General features: G+C 47.3%; 20 protein-coding genes. 15 read left to right on the forward strand and 5 right to left on the reverse strand.

What is annotated here, in order from left to right:
• The first annotated feature begins 150 nt into the window (after positions 1–150).
• The 10 genes from FOE74_RS00005 to FOE74_RS00045 all read left to right on the forward strand — a co-directional run bounded on the left by FOE74_RS00005 (position 151) and on the right by FOE74_RS00045 (position 6,583).
• The gene (locus tag FOE74_RS00005) at positions 151–780 is read left to right on the forward strand and encodes a hypothetical protein (protein WP_149096563.1); all 630 of its coding nucleotides are present in this window, start codon (positions 151–153) and stop codon (positions 778–780) included.
• 72 nt (positions 781–852) lie between these two features.
• A complete protein-coding gene (locus FOE74_RS00010; RefSeq protein ID WP_149096564.1) occupies positions 853–1,482 on the forward strand; it encodes a hypothetical protein in 630 nt (209 codons plus the stop codon).
• 85 nt (positions 1,483–1,567) lie between these two features.
• Positions 1,568–2,155, forward strand: coding sequence for a hypothetical protein (locus FOE74_RS00015; protein ID WP_188687115.1), 588 nt, complete (start codon positions 1,568–1,570; stop codon positions 2,153–2,155).
• Between the two features lie 114 nt (positions 2,156–2,269).
• Positions 2,270–2,674 carry a GNAT family N-acetyltransferase gene (locus FOE74_RS00020; RefSeq protein ID WP_149096566.1) on the forward strand — a complete coding sequence of 135 codons (405 nt, stop codon included), beginning with the start codon at positions 2,270–2,272 and terminating at the stop codon, positions 2,672–2,674.
• The gene (locus tag FOE74_RS21650; RefSeq protein WP_225840566.1) at positions 2,671–3,084 is read left to right on the forward strand and encodes a pyridoxamine 5'-phosphate oxidase family protein; all 414 of its coding nucleotides are present in this window, start codon (positions 2,671–2,673) and stop codon (positions 3,082–3,084) included. The genes FOE74_RS00020 and FOE74_RS21650 overlap by 4 nt, the downstream gene beginning before the upstream one ends.
• 37 nt (positions 3,085–3,121) lie before the next feature.
• Positions 3,122–3,268, forward strand: a complete 147-nt coding sequence (locus tag FOE74_RS21655; RefSeq protein ID WP_225840568.1) for a pyridoxine 5'-phosphate oxidase C-terminal domain-containing protein — start codon at positions 3,122–3,124, stop codon at positions 3,266–3,268.
• A 114-nt stretch (positions 3,269–3,382) separates the two neighbouring features.
• The gene (locus FOE74_RS00030) at positions 3,383–4,738 is read left to right on the forward strand and encodes a glycine-rich domain-containing protein (RefSeq protein ID WP_149096567.1); all 1,356 of its coding nucleotides are present in this window, start codon (positions 3,383–3,385) and stop codon (positions 4,736–4,738) included.
• 184 nt (positions 4,739–4,922) lie between these two features.
• The gene (locus tag FOE74_RS00035) at positions 4,923–5,426 is read left to right on the forward strand and encodes a GNAT family N-acetyltransferase (RefSeq protein ID WP_149096568.1); all 504 of its coding nucleotides are present in this window, start codon (positions 4,923–4,925) and stop codon (positions 5,424–5,426) included.
• A 39-nt stretch (positions 5,427–5,465) separates the two neighbouring features.
• Positions 5,466–5,747: a hypothetical protein gene (locus tag FOE74_RS00040; protein ID WP_149096569.1), complete on the forward strand. Its 282-nt coding sequence runs from the start codon at positions 5,466–5,468 to the stop codon at positions 5,745–5,747.
• Between the two features lie 158 nt (positions 5,748–5,905).
• On the forward strand, positions 5,906–6,583 hold the full coding sequence (locus FOE74_RS00045) for a site-2 protease family protein (protein WP_149096570.1): 678 nt from the start codon (positions 5,906–5,908) through the stop codon (positions 6,581–6,583).
• A 38-nt stretch (positions 6,584–6,621) separates the two neighbouring features.
• Here the strand turns inward: FOE74_RS00045 and FOE74_RS00050 are convergent, their stop codons facing one another.
• Genes FOE74_RS00050 through FOE74_RS00060 form a run of 3 tightly spaced genes read right to left on the reverse strand, consistent with a single transcriptional unit; the run spans position 6,622 to position 10,329 of the window.
• Positions 6,622–7,500, reverse strand: a complete 879-nt coding sequence (locus FOE74_RS00050; RefSeq protein ID WP_149096571.1) for a universal stress protein — start codon at positions 7,498–7,500, stop codon at positions 6,622–6,624.
• Entirely contained in the window at positions 7,497–9,161 is a 1,665-nt protein-coding gene (locus tag FOE74_RS00055) for a BCCT family transporter (RefSeq protein ID WP_149096572.1), read from the reverse strand. The genes FOE74_RS00050 and FOE74_RS00055 overlap by 4 nt, the downstream gene beginning before the upstream one ends.
• 19 nt (positions 9,162–9,180) lie before the next feature.
• Complete coding sequence (locus tag FOE74_RS00060) at positions 9,181–10,329, reverse strand: hypothetical protein (RefSeq protein WP_188687117.1); 1,149 nt, start codon at positions 10,327–10,329, stop codon at positions 9,181–9,183.
• Between the two features lie 253 nt (positions 10,330–10,582).
• On the opposite strand from FOE74_RS00060, the gene FOE74_RS00065 reads away from it, so the two are divergent.
• The 5 genes from FOE74_RS00065 (at position 10,583) to FOE74_RS00085 (ending at position 15,592) form a co-directional block, all read left to right on the forward strand.
• A complete protein-coding gene (locus tag FOE74_RS00065) occupies positions 10,583–11,824 on the forward strand; it encodes an alpha/beta fold hydrolase (RefSeq protein WP_149096573.1) in 1,242 nt (413 codons plus the stop codon).
• Between the two features lie 474 nt (positions 11,825–12,298).
• Entirely contained in the window at positions 12,299–12,745 is a 447-nt protein-coding gene (locus tag FOE74_RS00070) for a GNAT family N-acetyltransferase (RefSeq protein WP_225840571.1), read from the forward strand.
• A 95-nt stretch (positions 12,746–12,840) separates the two neighbouring features.
• Positions 12,841–13,437, forward strand: a complete 597-nt coding sequence (locus tag FOE74_RS00075; protein ID WP_149096574.1) for a class I SAM-dependent methyltransferase — start codon at positions 12,841–12,843, stop codon at positions 13,435–13,437.
• 160 nt (positions 13,438–13,597) lie between these two features.
• Positions 13,598–14,809 (forward strand): alpha/beta hydrolase-fold protein, encoded by a 1,212-nt coding sequence (locus tag FOE74_RS00080; protein ID WP_188687119.1) that lies wholly within the window; start codon positions 13,598–13,600, stop codon positions 14,807–14,809.
• Positions 14,810–14,869: 60 nt separating this feature from the next.
• Positions 14,870–15,592, forward strand: coding sequence for a class I SAM-dependent methyltransferase (locus FOE74_RS00085; RefSeq protein WP_149096576.1), 723 nt, complete (start codon positions 14,870–14,872; stop codon positions 15,590–15,592).
• Between the two features lie 315 nt (positions 15,593–15,907).
• Here the strand turns inward: FOE74_RS00085 and FOE74_RS00090 are convergent, their stop codons facing one another.
• Complete coding sequence (locus FOE74_RS00090) at positions 15,908–18,022, reverse strand: M56 family metallopeptidase (protein WP_149096577.1); 2,115 nt, start codon at positions 18,020–18,022, stop codon at positions 15,908–15,910.
• Positions 17,997–18,398 (reverse strand): BlaI/MecI/CopY family transcriptional regulator, encoded by a 402-nt coding sequence (locus FOE74_RS00095; protein ID WP_149096578.1) that lies wholly within the window; start codon positions 18,396–18,398, stop codon positions 17,997–17,999. Before FOE74_RS00095 ends, FOE74_RS00090 begins: the two co-directional genes overlap by 26 nt.
• Between the last annotated feature and the right edge of the window lie 50 nt (positions 18,399–18,448).

Raw genomic sequence — 18,448 nt, forward strand, 5'->3', positions numbered from 1 at the left:
CAGGAGTTCAGCCCTGTTGAGCTGACTGCCTATCAGAAAAAGTACAGGCAGGCGAAGATAATATACCTAGAGCGGAGGCTCTTTGAACTGAAAAAGGAAGCCGCTTAGGGGAGTTATATAGAAGTTAGGTGCAACTTTAAATAATAAAAAATGAATCAGGTGTTTGAATATGTGCATAAAGAGCTTGAACAAGGTGAGAAGAAATTATATAAAGGAATCCAGCTTTATTTCTCACCGCTAAGAGAATCGGAAATATTGTTTATTGGAATCAACCCAGGAATAGGCTACTCTAAGTACAACAATAAGAACGTTAAAAGGCTAAACCCACTAGAAAAGTTTGAATATAGTGGACAGAAGTACTTATTAGCGACTCAGACCAAAAAAGTGTTTACGGAATTAGAACTTGGATTACAATTTTCACAAGCAGTTAAGATAAACCAATTCCCTTTTGCTACAACTGACGAGAAAAGTCTAAAAAAATTACTCGACCAGTACGGCAAGACGCATAAGCTCTATTATCTATCCAAGAAATTTGTTCTGCAAACAATTGAGGACGTTAAACCAAAGCTTATTATCTGTGAAGGCAAATCCTCCTTTGACCGACTTAAAAATATATTACAAGCAGAACCAGTTGAGTATAATGAAAATACTTATGTATTACGCCACAATAACTATGTAGTTATAGGATACAAAAGACACTTGAGCTTCATCAAGGATAAAGAAGAGCTTAAAGAAAAAATTATGATGTACTATAAAAAAGCTGCACCTAACATTGTATAAACGGCAGCTACGGCCGACGGCCTTGCCCTCGTTTATACTACTCCGTTGTGGATCATTTAAATAATATAAAATATGGTAGATAAACTAGAAACTGGTTCTGAAGAAAAAATGGTTGGTGCTTTTTGGAGCTGGTTTATAGAAAACCAAGAAAAACTAAGAAGTATACTTAAAGGAGAGCATGATTACATCGACCTTATTTTAAATGAACTTTCAAAAATAAAAAGAGGATTAGCCGTTGAGTTTGAGGGAACAGCCGACAACATCCTAATGACTATTTCAGCCGATGGCATTTTAGAAAACTTTGACACTGTAAAAAATCTTATTGAAAATGCTCCATCTATTCAACATTGGAAATTTATCGGGTTCAGACAACCTGTTCCAAAAGAGAAAATCAAAAACATCACTGTAAAAGTGAGTGGAGTCCAACTTGACCCAATCCAATTAAAGTTCCTTCCTATTGTTGAGGACGACCGGTTATATATACAGATATTCCACGAAGGGTTAACTGATGAAAATGAGAATATCATCAGTTATGGTAGCCTAATGTTGCTTGATAACATTATAGGGGAATATGATTGCGTAACTAAAGTAGCAGGAAATGAATTCTACGACCTAAAAGAAAGCGAAGAATTCATTGAGGACTTACGACCATTAACAGAAATGGGTGACTTTTTGGAAGAATACTATGCAGTAGAAAAATAAAAACCCCACAACATCGTATAAAAGTCACGCTTCGGCCGACGGCCTTGCACGCCTCGTGCACTAACCGTTGGCACAAATGTTAAGAATGAAAAAATCACTTATATTCTTGCTCATATTAAAGATTTTATCAGCTTGCTCCGCAAGTAAAGAGAAGATGCAGATGGAAAGGACATCAAATGAAGACGGTATTAAGTTTACCTATAAACCTGAAGACTCACTGTTCTCCGGCTTTCAATTAAAAGTAATTCCAATTGACTATAGATTAGAAGTTACAGAAGAGAAGATTCAAGTCATAGCGGATTACATTACCAATGCTTTCCCTGAAAACGAAATTACTTTTGAACTGAAGAACAGAATTGAGTTTGTGGATTCTGGTGTAAATCTTGAGACAATCTCATGCTCACATTGCGGAAGCATAATAGAATCTGAGCTTTGGCAGGAAGAAATGACCAAAGCACATAAAGCTGACTTTGAGGATATGGACTTTATCACTCCATGTTGCAAAAAAGAAGAAAGTTTAAATAATCTGAAATACAATACTGAAGCAGGGTTCTCTAAATATCAGGTTACAATAATCAATCCTGACTACAACAAAGTAAACTATGCGGAATTTGTAACTCTACTTGAGAAGCAGACAGGAATAAAAATGAAATTAATCTGGGCTAAGTACTAAGAAAAAACACTTGTGCCAACATTGTGCATAAGTTATGTTACGGCCGACGGCCTTGCACGTTTTTTATACCAACCGTTAGCTGAAGCATAAATACATATAAACACTTAGAATAAAATGAGCATAATATATAGTTTCGACAGTAGGCCAAATGCAGATCAAATTATTGAGCTATATGATAACTGTGGTTTGCCCCGCCCGACAAATGACAAAGAACGCATTCAAAAAATGTTTGACAACTCCAATCTTATTGTCACAGCTTGGCATAATGACTTATTAGTAGGTGTTTCCCGTTCAATAACTGATTGGGTCTGGAGTTGTTATTTAGCAGACCTTGCCATAAGACAAGAATACAAAAAGGCAGGCATTGGTAGACATTTAATAAAGCTAACAAAAGATAAAGTAGGTGAACAATCAATGGTTTTGCTCTTATCTGTTCCAACAGCAATGGAATATTATCCTAAAGTTGGTTTTGTAAAGCAAGAAAGCAGTTTCATCTTAAACCGAGCAGACTGGCAGTGAACCCGTTCATAATTTTTCAAAACTGGCTCCAGGAAGAACTGAATTTAACACAAGTCAGAATCCCTACCGCTTGTTGTTTATCGACAGTTGGCTTAGACGGTTTTCCCAATGCAAGATTTGTCTCCTTGAAAGAAGTTATTGATGATAGTTTTGTAGTTACTGGACCAATAAACTCAAGGAAAGGACTTGAAATAAACCAAATTAACAAAGTAGCTTTAACTTTTTGGTGGGTTGAATCAGAAAGGCAAGTAAGAATTCAAGGAAGGGCAAGTAAGAATTCAAGGAAGGGCAACTCATATTTCACTACCACTTGCAGACAAATATTTTTCAGAAAGAAACAAAGACAGCCAAATAGTCTCCATTGTTTGCAACCAAGGACAAGAGCTTTTAAACATAAACAAACTTCTTGAAAAATATAATGAAATTGACCAAAACCTAGGCAGTAATATGCCTAAAAGACCAGATAACTGGGGTGGTTATGCAATAAAGCCAACAAGAATAGAATTCATGGAATTTAAACCTACGAGGTTTCACAATCGAAAATTATATATACTAGAAAATCAAAAATGGATTTTGAAAGCGTTACAACCCTAGATTAAAAAATGCCACCAACGGACTTGTATTAACGCCAGCCACGGCCGACGGCCTCCGCCGCCGCTTTCACAAGTCCGTTAGGTGTAATAATATAGAGACAACCTCCAAGACAAAATGAACCAAGAGCTTTGGAATAAAATATTAGCCTTCGACTTTGACAATCCGCCAAGCGAATACGGATTTTCAACAAGGCTTTCCAACGAAAATTTTTGGCCAAAAGAATTTACCGACCAAGCCATTTTGGAATACAAAAAGTTTATGTATTTGGCAGCGACTTCTGACTTTATGGTTTCACCTTCAGAAATCATAGACGTTGTTTGGCATCAACATCTAATTTTCACGCAATCGTATCAGAACTTTTGCGACATAATTGGCAAACAAATCCAACATATTCCATCAACGCACAATAAAGAAGACCTTCAAAAATTTAGACAGGCAAAAGAGCGAACAATAAAGTTTTATGAAAGAGATTTTGGCAAACAGCCGAAAAACATTTGGACATTTAACGACATATTTGAAAGCCTTAACCTTGAAAAAGCAAAATTCAAGCTAAGGACTTTCATCATATTCGGAATATCGACATTTATATGCTTAACTGTTCCTGCCTATTTTTTATTAAAGCCAATTTATATTCACATTGACAATCCTCTCTTCATCTTTGGCTTTATTGCTTTGACAGCTCTTACACTGTTGACACTTGAAATGTACAACAGAGCCAAATTAAAAAATATCGCTTCTGAATTTGAACCTACTTCGTTTGTTTACAATCTTCAACCTTTTGAACTAGTTTACTTAAAAACACAAAAACTTTCTAACGTTGTAAATGGAACAGTAAACGAACTTATTGCTAACGGCACAATAAAAGTAAATTCTGACAACACTATTGAACTCGTAAAAAGCTATACGACAAATAACAACGCTCAGCTTCAAGTTACTTCGGTATTATCAGAAGTGGGTAGAACATCTTACCCAAGCCTTTTGATAAAGCTAGAAGCAAAACCTATTTTCGGAACCATTGCAAACAGTATTAACGCTTTTAAAAAGTACTTCAACAAGTCTAAAAAATTTGGCCGACTATTTTACACGAATTTTACTGTATTAGCATTTCTTTTATTGCTGGCACTTACAAGAATTTCAACAGGAGTATTCCGAGAAAAACCTGTAGTTCAAATTGTAATCGCGACCATATTCTTAGCTGTTATTACTGTTGTTTTTTTACAACGGCTAACCAAACAAATGGCTACTACAATAATTCCTAACATATACAAAAACGAAATTTTACCGACCCAACAACTTGAGAATAATTGGCAGTGGACATACTTTTTATTAGGCTCGGCAGTTTTGACGACTGCATTTGTTCCATTAGTAAGCTACATTGACAGAAACAACAGCGGTTCAAATTCTGAGACATCTAGCGGAAGTAGCTGTGGAAGTTCTTGTAGTAGTTGTGGCGGTTGTTGTGGAGACTAAAAAACACGAATAACAAAATACTACATACAACAAAGTATTGCCGCAATGGAACTGACATGCTTTATAAAATTTTTGCACAAAAAAAGCTGCAATACTTCTATTTAACACTTTTGCTAAAAAAATCTCCACTTCGGCAATTCTCTAACCGTAACAGTGCATATTGACAACCCATTGAACAAACGAATTGAACCTACCTCCCTATCACACCTTCCCAACTATTCCTGGTGACAGAGTCACGTTACGGCAAATCCTGCCTTCAGACATCAAAGACCTGATTGAAATTTCATTCTATGATGCGATTCAGGCCACAACCATAGAACAGGCGGCCGAGATGCAGGATAAAATCAACCAGGATTATCTTGACGGCAACTCTATCCATTGGGGCATTATAGTGAATGAGACAAACACGATCAGTGGAACCTGTGGCTACTATAGAGGGCTTGACAGAGGAGAAGGTGAACTTGGCTGCGTGATGCTACCTCAGTTTAGGGGTCTGGGCCTCATGACAGAGGCCATGCAATTAGCGATAGACTTTGGGCTGCAGGACATTGGCCTGAAACGGGTTTGGGCCATCACCACCAACCAAAACGACAAGGCAATAAAGCTTCTTGAGCGGCTTAACTTTATTAAAATCGCGGACCTAGAAGACAATGAAATTGAATATGAGGTAAGGACAGATATTGGATAAGTAGAACCAACTGCCTACTGCTAACCTTAGTTTGGGGAAATGGTGAATGAAGTGCTCCGGTGTCATTCACTTGATGAATCAACCGGCACTACTTTTTACCAGACCTTAAGCATTACTGCACACAAAGCGGAAATGAGAAAGCACAAACCAGATGACAAGGTTGCTGAGATTGCCCTTTTAAGATTGAATACTCCTTCCTTTTTCGGCCCAACCGAACAAAAAGATCTATTGGAAATATCTGGAGAGCAAGTAAACAGCGCCTATCATATTAGGCTTGGATTGCGCAACCGGTTTCCCCTTACATTCAAGCGCCAACTTTAAGCTCCTGCCTCACTGGTTGCCGTTCCAGAAGCACACCCTCCACCGTTGACACCAAGCATATTTAGAAAGTATCTGTTTCTAGGAGTCTTCGCCTCTTATCTAAAAGATAAGCTACCAAAACCACACCTCCATTCCCAATTGCCGTAATTTATATTACAATGTTTGGATTTAAGGATATACCCCAGTTCTTCCTGGCCTTCTTTGTGGTGCTTCCGGTCATTTCCTTTCTGCACGAGGCAGGCCACGTGTTTTTCGCTTGGCTGATGGGCGGCAAAAACATTAAAGTGACGGTTGGCACCGGTAAGGTGCTTTTTCGTCTGGGCATGCTGGAAGTTCGGAAGTACTATTTCTGGTACGGCCTATGCTCTTTTGATAATCTGAAGCGTAACCACCGCTTTTCCAAAATCCTTGTCTTTTCAGGGGGAGTGCTCTTTAATGCGGCATCAGCCATTACGGTGATGCACCTGGTGACAGAAGGCTGGGTGGAGGCTGGTATGATGACGTACCAGTTCACGTACTTCTCTATGTATTACATCTTCTTTGCGCTACTGCCAATGCCTTACCCAGATGGCAGCTACAGCGACGGCAAGTTCATACTTGACCTGCTCCGAAACCGGCCCATAGCTGAGAGTACCTTTCGTATTACCTGGGAGGAGGAAAAAGGGCAGTGGCAGGTGCTGGACCATGACAAGACTATTTTAGAGGCCTTCCAAGAGGAGGAAGATGCACTTGCCCGGGCGCACCAACTAGCACAAAGCAACAGGCCAAGCCGCTTGTTCCATACGAAGAATGGCGAAGAGGTTGAGGTTTTTAATTACCCCAAAGTACCGTTATGAATTTTGGTTGTCCATATCTCACAGGTAGGCTATACCTGCTACCGTCTCACTGCCTCCTCAGCGTATACCAGCCACAGCGGCACATTGATGTCAGAACTATAGATCTCACTTGGTACACTGCCCAGGTTTAGCATGGGCAGCGGACTGTTTCCTCGCAGGCCCAGCACCAGCAGGTCATGGCCGCCTTTTTCCAGGTGCAGGGCAATGCGCTCTCCTATACTTTTATTGGCCGCCCGCACCAAGGCATAAGGCACCCCGGCTATTTCCTGGTAACGCCTCTGCAGGTCAGCGAATTTTCCATTTACCAGTTGCACCGCTTTTCTAACAGCCTCCTTTTCTGATATGAGGGGAAAAAACTGGGTAGGGAGCCGGTATACGTGCATGATCTCCAGCTGCAGGTGCAGTTGATCTGCCAGCGCTTTGCTGAACCGGAGTATGTGTATAGTTGTGTCTGTGAAGTCAATGGGTACAAGTACTTTCCGGAGGTGGAAGCTGGCTGCTTCGGGAAAAACCAGCACGCTGCAGGGAAGGATACGCAGTAATTTGGTGCCTAGGGTTCCGGCGCCTTTGTCGCTCATTTTCTTACCCAGCAGCGTCAGCTGTACATTGTAGCGTTTCACCAGGTCAGCCAGAAGCACCTCGGTGTTAGGGTCTTCTCTTACCAATATTTCATGATCAGTGATGTTGCCGAATTGCTCCGCTACTATCTCGGTGATGTTGCCTTCTACTTCTTTGCGCAGGTCCACCTCCCCGATCAGCTCCTGGAAATCATCGCCCAGCTCATACAGCCTGATGTTGTGCACGAAGTATACTTTCCGGACTTCCAGGCGCTCGCAGATGGAGCGGGAAAAAGCAACGAGTTTCTCGTCCACGTCGCTCAGGTCAAGGCAGACCATCATGGCATCTATCGTAATCATAGCGCATCTGGGTTTGGCGGTACTGGATTCATCTTGTCTGTCTCAGTTATTCTCACATCCTGTCTCCGGGCCCGCTTGGCCAGCATTTCGGCTACCAGTTGCTGGTAAGCCTTGCGCTGTTGGGCCTTTCCAAGTCTGGTTTCTTCCTCGGCCTCTTCGCATAGCCCCCGGTACAGGCTGAAACACATCAGCAGAAGTATAATGGCAAAGGGCAGACCCGTAATGATAACGGCTGTTTGAAGTGCCTGCAAGCCACCGCCAATCAAAAGCACCGCCGCGATAGCCCCGCCTGCCAACGCCCAGAAGACGCGTATGCCAACCGGAGGGTCAAGCTTGCCGCCAGAGGTCAGACTAACCACTACCAGAGAACCGGAGTCGGAGGAGGTGACAAAGAAGCCGGCTACCAGTATTACGCCTATCACAGAAAGCACCGTTGAAAAAGGCAGTTGCTCAAAGAACACGAACAAGGCGGTGGACATGTCAGCTGCCACGGCCTGGGCTATGGTAGGGTCGCCGTTCAGGATTTCCCGAAGGGCGGTGCTGCCGAAGGCCGTCATCCACAGAAAGCAGAGGAGCGATGGGGCAATGAGCACACCAAGTATAAACTCCTTTATCGTTCTGCCTTTGGAAACCCGCGCAATAAAAATACCTACGAATGGAGCCCAGGAGATCCACCAGGCCCAGTAAAAGACCGTCCAGGCACCTTGCCAGTTCCGGGTGGAGTAGGCTTCGTTCCAGAACGAGAGCTGCATGAAGTTACCAATGTAAGAGCCGGTGTTCTGTACGTAAGAGCCAAGTATAAAAACGGTGGGGCCAAGCACCATGACAGCCACAAGTACAAGCAGGGCAATACGGATGTTCCACTCGCTCAGGATACGCACCCCTTTGTCTACCCCGGTTATCACCGAGATGGTGGCAATGCCTGTGATCACCACGATAAGTATGATCTGGGTGGTGATATCGTTTGCAATAGCAGGAAACACATGGTTTAGCCCAGCACCCACCTGTTGCACCCCCAGCCCCAGCGAAGTAGCCAAACCAAAGAGCGTTGCGATCACAGCCAGAATATCAATCACGTGCCCCACCACCCCATAGATGCGCTCGCCCAGAAAAGGGTAAAATGCTGAGCGTACGGTGAGCGGCAGCTGCCGGTTGTAGGTAAAGTATCCCAGCGCCAACGCCACCAGTGCATAGATAGCCCAGGCATGCAGCCCCCAGTGCAGAAACGTGAAGTTCATGGCCTGCCGGGCGGCGGCGGGTGTACCAGGTTCACCCAAGGGAGGCGTCTGGAAGTGATTGATGGGTTCTGCAATGCTCCAGAACAGTAGACCAATGCCCATACCAGCGCTGAACAACATGGAAAACCAGGCCGAGGTGGTGAACTCCGGTTTGGCATCTTTGCCTCCCAACCTTATTTTTCCAAAACGGCTGAAAGCGATGAACAGGCAGTAAGCCACGAAGATGTTCACGCTGAGTATAAAAAGCCAGCCCATGTTAGAGGTAACAGCTGCCTGGGTGACGCTGAAGAACTCCTCCGCATCCTCCCTGAAAATAAGCACCAGGGCTATGCTCACCACCAGGAACACGATGGACGACCAGAACACAGGACCGTTTACCTCCAGGCCATACGGTTTCTTTGTATCACTTCTTACTTTACTCATACATCGTGGTTTTATAAGGTTAGAAATAATACCCCATGTTTATGTTGAAGCGCATGTGCCATTTGGTGTCATCGGGGGTGCCTGCAGCCAGGGCATTTGTCCATTCGGGGCCCAGCCAGGGCTGATTGTAGCCGAAGGCTGCGTCGGTGTAGATATACATGGGACCGGCGGTAAAGAGAGCGCCCAGTACGTCCATATGGGTGTTTTCGTAACCTCTTATCCGTTTATGATAAAAGCCGTAGTTGTTGTAAATGTCTATACTTTGTACGAGGCGGGTATCTAAAGGAATATGGTAGGCGATGCTGGCCGTGTAAATTTCTCCCTTACTGGCCACGTTATAATTGGCGCCATAGGCACCCATTTCTATAAAGCCTGGATCAGATGCGGCGGCGTATTTTGGATGAAAGCGGTAGAGCATGGCCTGCAGCTTAAAGTTCCAGGGACTGTCTATCGCTTTATGCTCATAGTGGATTGCCCCGGCGTAGCGGGTACCGTTCCGTTCCGTGTCCAGGTTATAGAGCAACCCGCCCTGCAGCGAAATCCCCAGTTCATGGGCCAGGCTGTCTCCCAAGCGCCGCATTCCCTTAAAGTTGAGTTGGTTGTTTTCCTTATTGCGTCCGGTAACATCATAGGAATAGCGGTTGGGGCTGGGATCTGTTAAAGCAAACACAAACTCCTCAGCGCTTTTGTAATAGGCGGCCTGCCACTGCCAACGGCCCGAATCATGGATATACTTCACGCCCATGTCATGGTCATCTTCAAAGCCTACGTAGTAGGTGATGTTAAAGAACCAGTTGTTGGAGTTGTATTGCTGAATACCGAAAGGCACTTGTTGCAGGCCCACCTGCACTTGGGATTGGTCAGAGAAGTCGTGCTGGAACCAACCCTGCTTCAGGAATGAGCCCCCAAAGGCCTGTGAGTAGTGGCGGAATTCAGCATTTAGCTTGATGCCTTTGTACTCGGCTTCGGCATTGATTCGAAACAGATCAAACCCGAAATCGCCACCCCGTTCCAGTTGGTCCTCTTTCCAGGTAGAGAGGTTATAGTTGAAGCGTACCGCGCCACCCAGCTTCAGGTAAGGTTTTTCCTCAGGCTTCTCTTCCGGAGCCTGGGCCTGACAGATACTACTGACCAGGAGAAGGGTTAAGAGTAAACATATTCTCACCATCCCTAACGGCTCTACCTGAAAAATGGGCAAGGCCTCTTCGTTTGGACGATTTTAAAGTAGAGAAGTTACTTAGAATGAAGCGATTGCTACTTAATTGTTTTTAATAAATGTTACCGGAATTAAATAAAATCGGGTAAAAAGAATCTTGTCAGGCAACCTATCCCCTCTATATAGCATCTTCAAAATATTAGCATTCTGCTATAGGTTTATTTAAGAACCAACTAACCATCCATTTGCCTGAACCACTAAAACCATGATGCTCAAAAGAACCTTCCTGCTGCTGTCTTTCTTAGTAAACCTGACCCTGGCCAACGCACAGCAAACCCAAATGGTAAATGTAGGGGATCACTCCCTGGAGATGATCAAGGCAGGTGCCGGGGAATATACCGTCATCTTCGAATCGGGCTTCGGGACAGCCTATAAGGTATGGGGTAACGTAGCCTCTGAGGTGATGCAGACAAACCAGGTGCTGCTGTACTCAAGAGCCGGAACAGGCAACTCAGAACCTAATCCCAATCCACAAACCCTGGAGCAGGCGGTTAAGGACCTGGAAACTCTCCTTGAGAAAGCGAGCCTGAAAGCACCTTTCATCCTGGTAGGCCATTCCTACGGAGCCTTCATCATTCGCGCCTATGCCTCCAAACATCCGGACAAAGTGAAGGGGTTGGTATTTGTTGACCCGGCCCATGAGAAAATGATGCAGGAGCTGAAAAAGGCAGACTATGCCAAAGCAGTAAAAGACATGGAGCTGCAGAACAGCTTTGTGCCCACCAAATTCAAACAGGAAAATGAGGCCATCAACCAAATATTCGAGAAAGCCGAGCTGCCTGATTTTGGAAAGCTGCCATCCGTACCTGCTGTGGTACTCACTTCAATTCAGAAGAGAGCCAACCCTGAGTTGTTCCTGCACGAGCCAAAAGGCGTAGCCATATGGCGTACCCTGCACAACGAGTTCTTCGGCCAGTTTACCAGCGGCGCTCATGTCATTACCTCCAGAAGCGGCCACAACATACACCGCGAAGAGCCGGAGTTAGTAGTGAATGCGATCCACCAGGTGGTACAGGCCGCCAGCAAGGAGAAGAAGCGCCAGGAACACGAAGCGAAAATGGCCACCCTGGAAGCGAAATTGAAGCAGGCAGCAACCTACCTGAAACAACGGAAAGATCCCAAAGCCGATGCCGTGGTGGCCGGTGCGCTGAAGGATTCCGGCTTCAATGAATCCATGATCAACACCATGGCCTATCAGCAGCTCAATAATCCAGACAACATCGGCCTGGCCCTGCTGCTTTTCAAATATAACACGCTTACCTATCCGCAGTCAGCCAATGCGTTTGACAGTTACGGGGAAGCCTTCGTGAAGCAGGGGAAATTAAAACTGGCAGAGCAGCAGTTTCTGAAAGCCATTGCCCTTGCCACTTCCGCCAACGACGCCTCTACGCTGAAGAGCAGCAAAAACAACCTGGAAAAAATCAGCCAGGTAAAGAAAGCTAAATAATGGAAAGGGCACGGTTCCCGAACTGCCGCACCTCAGGAGAAAACCAAGGGTACTTTCTACGCTCATGTTTAGTGGCATTTATATGAAAAACACCTGTAAAATGAGATTGCCTCTTCAGTCATATAGTTGTATTAACAACCACCATGGCAGCGAGCAGAAAATCACACAACTCTAAAGATCAAAGGCACCATGGCTCATCTCATTCGGCTTATCTTGATGAGATTGGCACCTTTGGCTTGGGAAGGCTAAAAAGGCATCTTTGAATTAGAACCCCAGGAAGAGGTGCTATTTGCTTTAAAGAAGAAACAATCCTATTCCAAAGAAATCACTTTTATTGGGGCAACAAGCATCCTAAACTTTTACTTTTATCTATAACTTAGGCGAAAAAATCAAGCTAATTAGCATGTAACCATCCTACGCCGGCAGACGGTTTCGCCGCCATTTACCCGAGGTTAAAAGCTTAATCAAAACAAAGTGGAAATAAGAAAATACCAACAAGATGACAAGGCTGCGGTGATTGCCCTTCTAAGACTGAATACTCCTGACTTTTTCGACCCATCAGAGCAAATAGACTTAGAGGAATATCTGGAGAGCAAGCTAGAAGATTACTTTGTGGTGGAAGAAAACGCTGAAATCATTGGAGCAGGCGGAATCAACTACTTCCCTAAAGAAAAAACTGCCCGTATTTCCTGGGATATCATCAAACCTGAGGCACAAGGAAAAGGAGTCGGCAGAAAATTAATGGAGTACCGCATCAACCATTTGAATAAGAAGAAAGAGATTGAGTTGATAGTGGTAAGAACCACCCAACTGGTGTACAGATTCTACGAGAAGATGGGTTTCAAGCTAACTAAGGTTGAAAAAGACTTTTGGGCTAAGAACTTTGACTTATACCAAATGGAATTAAAGAATAAAAACTAACACTCTGTCACCAACGGCCTTTGTTCAACGGCCTCCTCCGCTTTGCATACAAGTCGTGGCATGCTGGCAAAAATCACCTCATCACCCTTAGAACTTTGGACAACTCAAACGGATATGAAGGGATTGCGGCCCGCTTTATTTCAGGCCGGGGACAAGATCTAAATGGCATTGGCGCCTCGCAGGTGCAGGAATGGTCCCGTACGTTAGAGGCAGGTTCTATGGTGTTAGACCTGGGCTGCGGAACCGGTATTCCCATTTCTAAAATATTGGTTAATCAGGGCTTCACCGTGTACGGCCTTGATGCCTCTCCAACCATGACAGAAGCCTTCCTCCGGAATTTCCCCTACATGCCTGTTGCCTGCGAACCGGTGCAGGATTCTACGTTCTTTCAGCGCAAATTTGATGGCATTGTGGCCTGGGGATTGATCTTTCTCCTGTCAGAAGAGGCGCAGGCCTTGACCATTCAGAAAGCAGCTAAAGCGCTGAAGCCCGGCGGGAAGTTTTTGTTTACGGCTCCTTTTAGAAAAGCGGCCTGGAAAGACGTCATGACACACCAATATTCCAGATCACTGGGCGCAGCGAAATACCGGGAATTATTGCTCTCATCAGGGTTACAGGTGGTGCGTGAGTTCAAAGACGCAGGCGATAATTACTATTATGACGCCGTAAAAACAGAAACCCTATTACCCTGAAAGCGCACCACAGGCTTTTGGCAAAATTGGGCCTGTATCGTTACTTCTTACCACCTAAACACATAGCCACGGAAGGGCAAGAGGTTACCCTCCTATTTTCATGTATCTTGCTTTCCCAAACTTAGTTGCGTTACGCAGCCATCCCACACCCAGTCCTTACATGAAAGTACTCTTTTACGCGCTATTCCTTTTTCCCGCCTTTTGCTTTGGTCAGTCGGTCAATGAACCAGATAAAAAAGTTACCATAGGCACGGTTCACACGATCCCTTCTGCCCACTTGAATGAGGACCGGGAGGTGTGGGTGTATGTGCCTGCATCTGCCGGGGCGGGAGATAAAACACGGTACCCGGTCATGTACCTCCTGGACGGCAAGGACTTTTTCCATCTCATGACGGGCATGGTGGCAGAACTAAGTTCTCTTGGAAGGATGCCCAAGATGATTGTGGTAGGTATCCTCAACAAAGACCGGGGAAGCGACTTAACCCCTACCCGTTCCATGTTCAGCCGTGACGGTATGGTAGACCCGGATTTCAAGAACTCCGGCCAGGGGGAGAAACTTCTCGCCTTCCTCCAGAAGGAGCTCATGCCGTACATGGAATCCCGGTACAATACAGCGCCCTACCGCATGTTCGTGGGCCATTCCCTGGGTGGATTAACGGTGCTGCATGCGCTGGTGAACCACCCTTCGCTCTTTCACTCTTACGTGGCCATTGACCCCAGCGTGTGGTGGGACAACCACCTCATCATGAAGCAAGCCCAGAAAGCCTTGACGCAAAATGACTACGCCGGTAAAAGCCTTTACTATGCGGCGTCTAACACCATGGAGAAAGGAATGGACACGGTACGGGTGATCAAAGACACCGTGTACGCCAACGGCAACGTGCGCAACAACTTCCAGTTCAGGGAAATCCTCAGGAAAAGCAGGAATTTGCCCTGGGCCTGGAAGTTCTACCCAGAAGAGAACCACTCCTCGGTGCCGCTTCTGGCCCAGTATGACGCGCTGCGGTTCCTCTTCAAAACGTATGAACTAAACAAAGACCTGGATGATCCCACCCTCACTCCAGACTACCTCACCCACCATTACCGCACGGTGTCTGCCCTGCTGCAGTATCCGGTGCTGCCTCCGCAAGGCACCGTGAACTCGTTGGGTTATATCTCTATGGAAAACAAACAGTATGACAAGGCCCACCGTTTTTTCAAGCTGAATGTAGACCTCTACCCCGCCAGCTCCAACGCCCACGACTCTCTGGGCGACTATTACGTAGAAAGGGGAGACAAAAAGAAAGCCATAGAAGCGTTCAGAAAAGCCCTGGCGCTAAAGGAAGTACCGCAGACCAGAAAGAAACTACAGCTGCTGGAAGCCCGGAAGTAAGCCGTTGCTCCAGTTGTTGCCAACTGCCAGAAGAAGTTACCTTTCATCAGCCTCAACCGCATGGAAAACGATTCTAGAGCTAAGATCATTTCTGCCTATGAAGAGCTGGCTGAAAGCTACAATGCCTTGATTGACCACAAGCCGCACAACGCCTACTATGACCGGCCCAGCACCCTGGCGTTGATCCCGGAGGTGAAAGGGAAGGCCATTCTGGACGCGGCCTGCGGGCCCGGCAAGTACGCAGAGATCCTGCTTGGGCAGGGAGCTCACGTGACAGGCTTCGACATTAGCCCTAAAATGGTGGAAATAGCCCGAAAACGGAACCAAGGGGCGGGCACGTTCTTCGTCCATGACCTGGCCACTCCCTTTGACCAGTTGGCAGACAACTCCTTTGATATTGTCCTCTGCGCCCTGGCCCTCCACTATATCCCCGACTGGACCCTCACCATCCAGGAATTCCACCGGGTCTTGAAACCAGAGGGCTACCTGATCCTCTCCCTGGAACACCCGTTCCATGACTACACCTACTTCCAGTCAACCAAGTATTTTGAGGTGGAACCCGTCAAATGCACCTGGAACGGTTTCGGGAAGCCGGTGGAAGTGCACAGCTTTAGAAGACCGCTCATGGGGTACATTTCCCCCTTAACAGAGAACGGCTTTTACCTGGATGCCCTGGTAGAGCCAAAGCCAGTCCCTGAATTCGAGAAGCTGGACCCCAAACATTTCCAGGAGTTGAACCAGTTTCCTTCCTTCATGGGCATCAGAGCCATCCGGAAAAAGTAAGCCTACCGCCAACCCACAAATAGAGTAATTGCCTTGCCAGGAAAAGCATGAAGGTGATTCTTAAGAATGCCATGACCAACATGGGAAATCATTTCCTGCCCCTTCAGAGAACAGCCGTTTCCAAAGCATCCATCTTTCAAGGGTTGTTTAAGCAGCCTTTTCAGGAAAACAGGCCTTAAACACCACCAGGGTAATCTCTGCTGGAAGAGGAGCCCATTGAAAAGCAGCCTGCCCTTCGGGTGGTTTCGGCGGGCTTTTTGAAAAGCGGGCCTGAAACTACCCGAAGGGCATGTTGGGTATAACAAGCAGTTACTACTACTTCGCTTTCTCTGAATTACGGTTAGACTGAATCCGGAAGTTGGACCCGTTCTTCTTCAGGATCAGGTCTACGTCATCACCGGTGGTGGTCTGAATGATTTTCTTGTACTTTTCAAAAAGCGCGTCAGATTGCTTCTTGTCATTTACGTACAGGCCAGATTTGTCCAGTTTGAAATCATAGTCCGCGTCCTTGGATTTGATCAAGCCATCAGACACCAGCGCGGCCAGCAGTTCCTGCATCATGGCATCATGCTTTTTCATGCGCGCGTCGTGTTCCTTCATGCGTACGGCGTGGTCAGCCATGCGCTTCTCATGGTCTTTAAGCCGACGGTCATGGTCGGCCATGCGGCGGCTGTGCTCTTCGGCCCGGCGGGCCTGGTCTGCGGCACGGCGTTCCTGGCTGAACTCCTCCCTGGCCTCATACTCCATTCTGCGGGCGCTGAAGTCTTCCATGCTGCGCTCAAATTCTTTCATACGGGCTTCATACTCCTTCATTTCCAGCTTAAAGCGCTTGTTACCTTCTTTGTCGCTGGCTGGTGGGGCAACGGGCGGCACCGGGGGTACGGGTGGCACCGGCGCTACTCTGGTTCTACCGGGGGCACGTGGTGAACGCGGCAACGGAGGCAAGGGAGGCAATGGCGCGTGGCGGCTTACTATTTCACGTCTTCTCCCTCCTTCGTTCTCCTCTATTCTATCCAGAGAGGCTTCTACACGCTCCATGGCTATCTCTACTTCCTCCTTGTTGCGCAGGGTTTTGCCTTTCTTAGCCGAGGCCAACTGCTGCTCAATCCTTGACTGGTATTTACCCAGCTCGCTTTTAGGCACCCGCTGCCCGTTCACGTACACCTCTACTACTTTGCCTTTCTTGTTCTGCACAATGATGAGGCCGTCTTCCAGCTGCTGCAAAGAAAGGTCTTCTTCCTGTGGTTCTTCTTTCTGCGGCTCTTGCGCCTGCTGTTCCTGTGGCGCTACCGGTAGCCCAGAGGCGGGTTCTGCTACGGGGTTTTCCTGCAGCGATGGTGCGGCGGCGGCTGGGGCTGACTCCTGATAGTTCGCCAGGGCGCTGACCGAGAAAACCAATACTCCGGCAATGACGGCGCAGCTGGCCAGGAACCCTTCAGAGAAAGAGGGCCTGCTAGTGGATTTCTGCACCAGACGGCTGATACGGTGTAACAAGGACCGGCGGCGACCAGAGAAGGCCATGGCCAGGCGGGGGTGATGCACATTCGTTTTCATGAGCACTTCTTCTAAGTTAGTTAGGGCGTAAGCATAGGTAAGGGAGTCTCCGCAGAGGGCCAGGGCCAGGTCATCGCAGGCGTGTTCCCGTTCTGTGCGGGCGCAGTCTGAGATCCACCACACGGCGGGGTGAAAGAAAAAGAGCGTTTCCACCAGACTCTGTAAAAGGTTAAGCAGATAGTCGCGGCGGTGCACGTGGGCCAGCTCATGGGCCAGAATGGCCTCTACCTGCGCTGTTGACAGACCGGCAAGGGCACCTATGGGCAGCAGGATGAGCGGTTTGAAATGGCCTACCACCATGGGCACCTGCACCAGGGCAGACTCTGCTACCCGTACCAGGCGGGGCATGCCCAGCTTTTGAGCAAGCTCCTGCACTTTCTGCTGCCATACCAGCGGCACTTCATGGGTACGGTATGAGCGCAGCCGCTGGACATACCCCCAGCCCCCCAGCACCCGCAGCCCCATGAGCAACATACCCATGAGCCACAGCAGCACTACCGCCGGCAGGTGCTGGTGGAAGTAGGCCTGCCCTTGCGCCAGAACAGTCTCCCAGAGGGTGGGTGGGGCTGTCTGCAGCACAATGGTCTGCCATTGCAACTCCCCGGCCGGGGCCGGCACCGCTGCGGTTAAGGAGGGCACCGCCGCTGGGTGGTATAGCTTATAGAAGGTTACTACTGAAACCAGCAGCAGCACCATAAGACCGCCCCAGGCCACCCAGTAGCGGGTAGCCGCCGAGTGCCGGTGCATCAAGCGGAGGAGCACCCCAAGGAGGAGGGCCATTAAAGCGCCCTGCCACAGCGAGTGCAGGAGTGTGTACCCCAAGGCAGTAGTGACCGCCTGCGGGAACATTTCATGAATCAGCGTTTGGGGAGTCATCTTCCAGTTTTTTCAAAAGGTGGCGGATTTGGTTTAATTCATCTGGGGTGGTGCGGTGGTTGCCCAGGGCCTGCATGACCAGTTTCATGGCCGAGCCCCGGAAGGTAGTGTCCAGGAACCGGCCTAACAGGTGCTGCTGGGTTTCTTCTTCGGTGACGGCGGCCTGGTACACGTGTGACCGGCTTTCCTCGTCGCGGGAAACCAACTGCTTCTCGTGCATGATCTGCAACAGCTTGAGCGTGGTGGTATAACCGGTCTCTTTGGCTTTGTTCTGCTCTTCGTTCACAAACCGGACGGTGCTGGGCCCGTGCTGCCACAGGATCTGCAAGATCTCCAGTTCGGTTTCGGTGGGTTTAAGGGGGCTTGTGTTTTCCATGGTTTCGGCGCTGCTTCTCTCTACGACTTCTTTCGTAGACAAGTATACGA

The sequence above is a fragment of the Rufibacter glacialis genome (assembly GCF_008271745.1).
GTDB classification, from domain to species: Bacteria; Bacteroidota; Bacteroidia; order Cytophagales; family Hymenobacteraceae; genus Nibribacter; species Nibribacter glacialis.

Coding starts and splice junctions, on each gene's coding strand:
- FOE74_RS21655 (WP_225840568.1), top strand. CDS start 3,122: ATGCCTAAAAGACCAGATAACTGGGGTGGTTATGCAATAAAGCCAACA.
- FOE74_RS00040 (WP_149096569.1), top strand. CDS start 5,466: ATGGTGAATGAAGTGCTCCGGTGTCATTCACTTGATGAATCAACCGGC.
- FOE74_RS00065 (WP_149096573.1), top strand. CDS start 10,583: ATGATGCTCAAAAGAACCTTCCTGCTGCTGTCTTTCTTAGTAAACCTG.
- FOE74_RS00020 (WP_149096566.1), top strand. CDS start 2,270: ATGAGCATAATATATAGTTTCGACAGTAGGCCAAATGCAGATCAAATT.
- FOE74_RS00060 (WP_188687117.1), bottom strand. CDS start 10,329: ATGGTGAGAATATGTTTACTCTTAACCCTTCTCCTGGTCAGTAGTATC.
- FOE74_RS00080 (WP_188687119.1), top strand. CDS start 13,598: ATGAAAGTACTCTTTTACGCGCTATTCCTTTTTCCCGCCTTTTGCTTT.
- FOE74_RS00010 (WP_149096564.1), top strand. CDS start 853: ATGGTAGATAAACTAGAAACTGGTTCTGAAGAAAAAATGGTTGGTGCT.
- FOE74_RS00050 (WP_149096571.1), bottom strand. CDS start 7,500: ATGATTACGATAGATGCCATGATGGTCTGCCTTGACCTGAGCGACGTG.
- FOE74_RS00055 (WP_149096572.1), bottom strand. CDS start 9,161: ATGAGTAAAGTAAGAAGTGATACAAAGAAACCGTATGGCCTGGAGGTA.
- FOE74_RS00090 (WP_149096577.1), bottom strand. CDS start 18,022: ATGACTCCCCAAACGCTGATTCATGAAATGTTCCCGCAGGCGGTCACT.
- FOE74_RS00030 (WP_149096567.1), top strand. CDS start 3,383: ATGAACCAAGAGCTTTGGAATAAAATATTAGCCTTCGACTTTGACAAT.
- FOE74_RS00045 (WP_149096570.1), top strand. CDS start 5,906: ATGTTTGGATTTAAGGATATACCCCAGTTCTTCCTGGCCTTCTTTGTG.
- FOE74_RS00005 (WP_149096563.1), top strand. CDS start 151: ATGAATCAGGTGTTTGAATATGTGCATAAAGAGCTTGAACAAGGTGAG.
- FOE74_RS00085 (WP_149096576.1), top strand. CDS start 14,870: ATGGAAAACGATTCTAGAGCTAAGATCATTTCTGCCTATGAAGAGCTG.
- FOE74_RS00095 (WP_149096578.1), bottom strand. CDS start 18,398: ATGGAAAACACAAGCCCCCTTAAACCCACCGAAACCGAACTGGAGATC.
- FOE74_RS00015 (WP_188687115.1), top strand. CDS start 1,568: ATGAAAAAATCACTTATATTCTTGCTCATATTAAAGATTTTATCAGCT.